We start from the raw sequence: 8399 nt of genomic DNA, 5'->3' as shown, positions 1-8399 counted from the left end.
TACGGTTAAATTACAGTTTCGCATCGCGTTGTGCGTACGTTCTGTGTCTGGCGTTGCTTGTGCAAAGTTACCGCCCAAACCGATAAATACTTTCGCTTGCCCTTCTTCCATCGCTTTAATGGCTTGCACAGTGTTGTGGCCTTCACCACGCGGGACGTCAAAGTTAAATCGACTTTCAATGCGATCCAACAACAGATCTGAAGGTTTTTCATCAATGCCCATCGTACGGTCGCCCTGAACGTTACTGTGACCACGCACTGGTGAAAGCCCCGCTCCCGGCTTACCAACGTTACCTCGTAACATTTGCACGTTTGCGACTTCTTTAATGGTTGGCACAGAGTGACGATGCTGAGTCAACCCCATCGCCCAACACATGATCACACGTTCTGCACGTCGATACATGCTCGCCACCATCTCGATTTCACTTAAATCAAGACCCGATTGTTCCGCGATGTGTTCCCAAGAGGTTGCGTCCACTTCAGCCAAATACTCATCAATACCTGTTGTGTGTTGCTTGATGAATTCACGATCAAATACCGCTTTTCCACCGTTTTGCAATGCCTTGCGTTCCCATTGCAACAAGAATTTCGCGATGCCACGAAACACTGCCATGTCTCCACCTAAAGCAGGACGCAGGTACGCCGTGTTGGTAGGCTCTGAACCGTTACTCAACATCTCAATCGGCATCTGTGGGTTTTGGAAACGCTCTAATCCGCGCTCTTTCAGCGGGTTTAGACAGATAACCTGTGCTCCACGTTTTACCGCTTCACGCAGAGGTTCAAGCATTCGTGGGTGGTTCGTACCCGGGTTTTGACCAATCACGAAAATCGCATCAGCTTCTTCAAAATCATCAAAGATCACTGTGCCTTTACCAACGCCAATGGTGTCTTTCATCCCGATAGCACTGGCTTCGTGGCACATGTTGGAACAATCTGGAAAGTTATTGGTACCGAATGCGCGCACAAATAGCTGATACAAAAACGCCGCTTCGTTGCTTGCACGACCAGAGGTATAAAACTCAGCTTGGTGTGGTGAATCCAATTGATTGAGATGTTTCGCGACAAGTGCAAAAGCCTCATCCCAAGAGACTGGCACGTAGTGATCGGATTCAGCATCGTATCGCATTGGGTGCGTGATACGGCCTTGGTATTCCAACCAGTAATCGGTTTGCGTTGAGAGAGAAGAAACGCTGTGATTGGCAAAAAACTCAGGATCAACCAGACGATTGGTCGCCTCCCAGTTTACCGCTTTCGCGCCATTCTCACAGAAATTGACTTTACCACTATCTGGCGACTCGCCCCATGCACATCCAGGGCAGTCGAAACCGCCATTTTGGTTGGTTTTGAGCATAGTGCGAATGTTTTTAACTGCATTTTCACTGCCCCACCAACTTCTGGTTACGGCTTTCAGTGCACCCCAACCACCAGCTGGACCTTTGTATGTTTTTATTTGTTCTTTTTGGCTCACGACTTTACTCCTCGCAGATATACCAGCAAGCAGGGTGCCCGTGAAAACAAGCGCGTTATTTATTGAGATAATGCGGAAGTATTGAAGGGCTTAGTTTCTAATCCATGTATTTTTTAATCCAAATAAGTAACCACTCAACATGCTCTCGCTTGTCCGAGCGTTTACTTATCTAGATTCTTGATATCGGATACCCGCCTACTGCTTCTAAGACTGTTAGATTCAATGCGCATTGTTGCGTCTTGATCTAAATCAAAGATTAAGTCGTTATTCAATATGCGTCCAATTGATAATCCTGACCGAGTGATAAACAAAATCTATGACGAATTTTTCCACTGACGGTCATCACATTTTTAATCAATACAATTTATGAGGTTAATCGTTTTCCCATCCGATTCCACCTAGTTCGCTTAACGAACTCAATAAAATCGCCACTCTTGATAATAGATAATATCTATCACACTATAGATACTTTAAATTTGACCCTAATTAATATCAGGAATAGCCTTGATTCAGATCAATTTTGAGTGAGGTTTTATTCTTGACTTGGTTTTGGTTTTCCATTCCCCAGTTAAAACGCTCCAGCGCTTAAAAAGTACGGTAGTGCTGTGCCCTTTTTAGGGAGTTCCCCCCGTACATGTGACTCACAACGCAAGGTTAACAAGCCATTATGGATATCAAACAACTTAAATATCTCATCGCACTTGAACAGACCAAACACTTTGGTCAAGCCGCCGCATTGTGCCACATTACGCAGCCTACCTTGTCCATGAGAATCCGAAGCTTAGAGGAAGAACTCGATCTCGAATTAATCCAAAGAAGTCAAAGATTTGAAGGGTTTACTGAAGCAGGAGAACGCATTTTAGCTTGGGCGAAAACCGTCTTAGCCGCTCATGATGGACTGCAAGCCGAGGCTGCTAACTGCCGTGGTCAGTTGGTCGGTTCACTTCGGCTTGGAATGGTGCCACTCGCCAGCCAAAACCCGATGGAATTGCTCAAACCATTAGCTCAACAGTTCCCTGAGTTACGCTTTCAAATACTCTCCATGACGACCGAACAGATCATAGACCAACTCAATCGCAATCAACTTGATTTGGGGATGTGTTATGTCGATCAAGTCAACACCGCTTACTTCGATGTTATCGAGCTATACTCGACCAAACTTGGCGTTTTATTCGATGAGCGTCATTTCGATTTTGCCGAATCTGAAGTGTTGTGGGAGTCACTCAATAACATTCCGCTAGGGCTGCTTTCGAAGGGTATGCACTATCGCCACTCAATTGATCTTAGCTTTGTGAGTAAAGGGCTGGTTCCGCAAACCGTCATTGAAAGTAACTCCACCTTTCACTTGATCCAAGCAGTAACCAGTGGCCTTTGTTGCGCCATTATGCCGCTGAACTGTGGATTAGAAGAGTTGAACGATACGCTTCGCATTATCCCTATCGAAGAAGCCGCCGTTCACGCCCCGCTAGGTTTGTTAAAGCGAAAACAAGAACCCTTCTCCGCGCTAACCGATCAGTGCTTCGCAGAAGCGAAGAACATATTCAATCGATAACAACAACCCACACGTCAATTTTTGGCATACATAACGGCTTATGAGGTGATTTCATGAGATGTACTACTCAATCTTATTTTGAACTGTCCGATTTCAATCAAGCACCACCTCAACCAAGTGCGTTCAATTACCGAGAATTGATTGATGGCCGCCCAGTGCAACAAATGTCGCTGGCGAGTGAGTCAGCTTTAGCTATCAGCTATAACGGCATTAGCCAAGCGGTCATGATGGTGACGCCAGGCCATCTGGAAGACTTTGTGAAAGGGTTTAGCCTAAGCACAGGCATCGTCCACGACTTCAAAGAGATCAAAGACATTGAAATTGGTGGCGATCACGAATCTCATTATGCGGAAGTAGAAATCAGCAACCGCGCTTTCTGGGCGCTAAAAACACAACGTCGGAATCTTGCAGGCACAACCGGATGCGGCATTTGTGGCGTCGAGGCTCTGGAACAAGCTTTGCCTGATTTAGCACCGCTAACACCGTCTCTTCCTCCGCGCTCCGATGTATTCGAAGGGCTGCGAGACAAAGTCGCACTGCATCAAGAAGCCGCACGTGAATCTGGCGCGCTACACGCCGCTTTATTTTCAGATTTACAAGGCAACATCAAGTTGTGCCGAGAGGACATCGGCCGTCACAACGCGCTAGATAAGTTGATTGGCGCATTGGCCAACAATCACATCGAACCTCAAAGTGGCTTCGCTATCATGACAAGCCGTTGCAGCTTGGAGTTGATCCACAAAGCCGTTCGCGCGCGTATCCCCACTCTGGTTTGCTTATCTGCGCCTACAGCGTTAACTGTCGAATGGGCAAGAAGAAACCATTTGAACCTAATTCACTTGCCAAAACACGGCTCGCCGCGTCTATACAGCCCCGCGCCTTAACACGTCAACCTAATCGAATTCGTAATATTTCTAACGGAGACCTCTGGGTCTCTGTTGTTTGCTTCTCGTTCCCAATTGATACTTAGCGACAAGACACTATTCTCTCCAACCAAACGTGCTCACCCCTTGTCAGCACTAAGCTTGCGTATATTAACCTGCTTGCATTTGAACGCTTTCCAACCCGATAAGAACCCTGTCAAAAACCCATAAATTAGTAAGGATTTTGTGTGACTCTTTTCACGCTTTTCCGCCTTCCTAGGCATTTCTAGGAATTTTTCCTAGCCGATCTAGGCAACCATCTCATGTGCCTTACAAAACCACTCTCTAGAATTCCGCTCAGTCAAAGGTAACAAGAGCGCATAACGGTCTCCGTTGTGTTTCTAAAACAATTACAAGAGAGTTCATCATGTTAAAATTCCTCGAACAGGTGCGGAAGCCGACCCTCGATCTTCCTGTCGAAGTTAGAAGAAAGATGTGGTTTAAACCGTTCATCCAATCTTACTTGGTCGTATTTATCGGCTACCTAACCATGTACTTGATTCGTAAGAACTTCAATGTCGCGCAAAACGACATGATCTCAACTTACGGTTTGAGCATGACAGACCTAGGTCTTATTGGCCTTGGCTTCTCCATCACATACGGCATCGGTAAAACCGTTGTGTCTTACTACGCTGACGGTAAGAACACCAAGCAATTCCTCCCTTTTATGCTGATCCTTTCTGGTCTTGCAATGCTTGGTTTCAGCTTCAGCATGGGCGGCGGTAGTGCAAGCCTGTTCTTGATGGTGGCTTTCTACGCTCTAAGTGGTTTCTTCCAAAGTACTGGTGGCCCTTCTAGTTACTCAACCATTACAAAATGGACACCTCGTAACAAACGCGGCTCTTACCTAGGCTTGTGGAACATGTCACACAACGTTGGTGGTGCGGGCGCAGCGGGTGTTGCTCTTTTCGGTGCTAACTACCTATTCGACGGCCACGTAATCGGCATGTTCGTGTTCCCTTCTATCATCGCGATCATCGTTGGCTTTATCGGTATGCGCTTTGGTAGCGACTCTCCAGAAGCTTACGGTCTAGGTAAAGTAGAAGAACTTTTCGATGAAGCAGTGAGTGAAGAAGACACCGCCGCAGAAGAAAACCAGATGACCAAAAAAGAAATCTTTGTTGAATACGTTCTTAAAAACAAAGTTATCTGGCTACTTTGCTTTGCCAACATCTTCCTTTACATCGTTCGTATCGGCATCGACCAATGGTCAACGGTATACGCGTACCAAGAGCTTGGTCTGTCAAAAGAAACGGCAATCTCTGGCTTTACTCTGTTCGAAGTCGGTGCGCTTGTGGGTACTTTGATGTGGGGTTACCTGTCTGACCTAGCAAACGGTCGCCGCGCATTGGTTGCTTGTGTGTCTCTTGGCTTGATCATCGTATCGCTTGAGTTCTACCAGCACGCCACTAGCGAGTTCATGTACTTGGCCTCACTATTTGTATTGGGCTTCTTGGTGTTTGGTCCGCAACTTCTTATCGGTGTTGCCGCAGTTGGTTTTGTCCCTAAAAAAGCAATCAGTGTGGCTGACGGCGTAAAAGGTACATTCGCTTACCTAATCGGTGACAGCTTCGCGAAACTTGGTCTCGGTATGATTGCAGACGGTACACCTATCTTCGGCTTAACAGGTTGGAAAGGTACCTTCGCAGCTCTAGATACCTCCGCCATGATTTGTATTGTTTTGCTTGCTTTCGTCGCTATCGCGGAAGAGAAGAAGATTCGACACGCGAAGAAGCTTCAACTTGCACAAAACCAAGCCTAACTTCTCTGCGCGCTTTACTTCGGTAAAGCGCGCAAGATCATTAAAATGAGTTGATCAATTCAGTATCATTAAAGGTTTTTCTATTGGCTCCTGTTGGAGCTTATTGTTGTTAGTCGTCTGCTCTATTTGGTTGTAATAATGATTCATGTTGCTCTAGTTGATGATCACGTCATCGTGCGTTCAGGTTTCGCACAATTATTAAATTTAGAAAGTGATATTACCGTTGTCGGTGAATTCGGCTCTGTCGCCGAAGCGCGCAAAGGCTTGCCTGCGGTACACCCTCATGTCGTCATCCTAGATATCTCCATGCCAGATGAAAGCGGCTTAAACTTTCTTAGCGAAATACCAACTGGCATTGCCTGCGTGATGCTTAGCGTGCATGACTCCCCTGCGATGGTGGAAAAATCACTAAAGCTAGGTGCAAAAGGCTATCTTAGTAAACGCTGTAGCCCAGACGAACTTATTCAAGCCGTGAGAACCAGTGCTTCTGGCGGCTGTTACCTCACATCAGATATTGCACTTAAACTTGCAACGCCTAGCGACAACACCACCTCTCTATGCCAACTGACAAAACGTGAAAACGAGGTATGTCAGCTACTTGCGACCGGGTTGGATGTAAAGTCTGTCGCGGCAGAGCTTGGCTTGAGCCACAAGACCGTGCATGTGCATCGTGCGAATGCCATCGACAAACTCGGCGTGAAAAACAACGTTGAGCTCGCCAAACTATTTTCTCAAGAGTCCTTTTAATGCGAGCTTACGCTGTTACCACCATTTGCGGACTATTTGTTATGGCTTGCGCCTGGTTCTGCTTATGGGTGATTGCCTATTACTTTGTCAATGATCCCGAACTGGCGATCTTATTGTTTCCTTTCGCTTTAAGATTAGGTGTCGCCCTACACACTCGCACCGCTTATTGGCCGACGATTTACCTTTCGGAGTGGGGACTTTCCATCGCACTTGCAATGTTACTGGGTCAACCGCAGTGGCTTACCGTGCTGATTGCGAGCATTGCCAGTATCCCGGTCACTCTGATTGCGAAAAAATACTACTACGGAGACCAAAACCGCCATTTAGCCGTGATGAGCGCAGTCATTATCATTAGCGCGTTTATTAATGTGATGGCCGTTGGTTTTCACGTTCCTTCGGTTTACATGGTATGGCTGGCTAGCATTTCTGGAGGCTTGCTCGTGGTGCCTATGTGCTACTTGTTATGGAGTTATTTGTTCCAAAGTCGTTGGTCTCCGCTTAGCTCTCTCCTACTAAGTAATGCCGTTGTATTTCAGGTGCGTCATATCGTGCTTTATGCGCTACTTTTGATCGGCAGTATTTTGGTGCAAACCAGTTTGCCTGAAGAGCTAAAACGATTTGCGCCATTTTGTATGGCGATTCCAATCATCGTGCTTGCTCTGCGTTACGGCTGGCAAGGAGCCCTGCTCGCCACCATGCTCAACAGCATTGCGCTGATTGCGGCTCGCAGCGGCGTATCAAATCTAGAAATCACCGATTTGTTATTATCTCTCTCGGCGCAAACCATCACCGGCATTATGCTCGGCTTAGGGGTTCAGAAACAAAAAGACCTCAATCACAAACTGCGCGGCGAACTTGCACGCAATCAGAATTTGTCTCGCCAGCTTATCAAAGCGGAAGAATCGGTAAGACGCGATATTGCGCGCGAGCTACATGACGAAATCGGCCAGAACATCACGGCAATCCGCACACAAGCCAACATCATTAAGCGGGTAAATAACGCAGAAACACGCGTTGGTTGCGCCGACATGATTGAAGGGCTTTCCCTCAACGTGTACGACACTACTAAGCGACTGTTAAGCAAGCTAAGACCCAAAATGCTGGATGATTTGGACTTGAAAGAATCCGTCGAGCAACTGACGCGAGAGATGGAATTCGCCAATCACGGAACGACTGTTCAACTGAACTGGCAAGGCGATTACACAAGCCTGAGTGACACACTCAAAGTAACCCTATTCCGTTTATGCCAAGAGTCATTAAATAACGCTGCCAAGTACGCAGAAGCGCAGTTGATCAATATTGAACTGACAATTGGAGAAACGGCGGTGTCATTGATGATTCACGATGATGGTGTCGGTTTCAAAGTTCAGGACAGTATGAAAGGCATGGGCGTTCGCGGCATGCAAGAGCGTGTGCACGCGTTAGGTGGAAAAATGGTTATCTACTCCACCAGCGATCAAGTGATCGGCACACAAATCAGCATTACTTTACCTAAGGTGTAACTCAAGATGTTTGGATTTTTACGTTCACCTAAATTTACTCAACCGAGTCTAAGCAACGAGCAAATCGACCAGCGTTACCGCCATTGGCGTTTGCACATTATGTTGGGGATGTACATCGGCTACGCAGGTTTCTACTTTACCCGTAAGACCTTTAACTACGCCGCACCAGCGATGATTACCGATCTTGGCTTAGATAAAGGCGATTTGGGTCTTATCGGTACGCTTTTCTACATCACCTACGGCTGCTCGAAGTTTATTTCTGGCACGATTTCGGATCGCTCTAATCCTCGTTATTTCATGGGACTAGGATTGATTGCGACAGGTCTGGTCAACATCGCGTTCGGCTTTTCTAGCTCACTCGCGGCTTTCATTACTCTGTGGATCTTAAACGCGTGGTTCCAAGGCTGGGGCTGGCCTTCATGCTCGAAGCTGTTAACCACTTGGTA

General features: G+C 46.8%; 7 protein-coding genes. 6 read left to right on the top strand and 1 reads right to left on the bottom strand.

Annotated elements, in window-relative coordinates:
* Positions 1-1467: FdhF/YdeP family oxidoreductase (locus IQR33_RS33590; protein ID WP_322631787.1), on the bottom strand; the 1467-nt coding region annotated here is incomplete at its 3' end.
* Positions 1468-2134: 667 nt separating this feature from the next.
* On the opposite strand from IQR33_RS33590, the gene IQR33_RS19395 reads away from it, so the two are divergent.
* The 6 genes from IQR33_RS19395 to IQR33_RS33585 form a co-directional block, all read left to right on the top strand.
* Positions 2135-3019, top strand: a complete 885-nt coding sequence (locus IQR33_RS19395) for a LysR family transcriptional regulator (RefSeq protein ID WP_054730252.1) — start codon at positions 2135-2137, stop codon at positions 3017-3019.
* A gap of 53 nt (positions 3020-3072) precedes the next feature.
* On the top strand, positions 3073-3903 hold the full coding sequence (gene fdhD / locus IQR33_RS19390) for a formate dehydrogenase accessory sulfurtransferase FdhD (RefSeq protein ID WP_005460891.1): 831 nt from the start codon (positions 3073-3075) through the stop codon (positions 3901-3903).
* Positions 3904-4309: 406 nt separating this feature from the next.
* Positions 4310-5704 (top strand): hexose-6-phosphate:phosphate antiporter, encoded by a 1395-nt coding sequence (uhpT, locus tag IQR33_RS19385; RefSeq protein ID WP_021707729.1) that lies wholly within the window; start codon positions 4310-4312, stop codon positions 5702-5704.
* Positions 5705-5842: 138 nt separating this feature from the next.
* Positions 5843-6451, top strand: a complete 609-nt coding sequence (gene uhpA / locus IQR33_RS19380; RefSeq protein ID WP_005376090.1) for a transcriptional regulator UhpA — start codon at positions 5843-5845, stop codon at positions 6449-6451.
* Positions 6451-7953, top strand: coding sequence for a signal transduction histidine-protein kinase/phosphatase UhpB (uhpB, locus tag IQR33_RS19375; RefSeq protein WP_138940303.1), 1503 nt, complete (start codon positions 6451-6453; stop codon positions 7951-7953). The genes uhpA and uhpB overlap by 1 nt, the downstream gene beginning before the upstream one ends.
* A gap of 6 nt (positions 7954-7959) precedes the next feature.
* Positions 7960-8399: MFS transporter (locus IQR33_RS33585; protein ID WP_228013996.1), on the top strand; the 440-nt coding region annotated here is incomplete at its 3' end.

Origin of the sequence: Vibrio sp. OPT46, assembly GCF_015163535.1 — a bacterium.
GTDB lineage: Bacteria > Pseudomonadota > Gammaproteobacteria > Enterobacterales > Vibrionaceae > Vibrio > Vibrio alginolyticus.
This window is presented reverse-complemented; position numbering and strand designations above follow the sequence as displayed.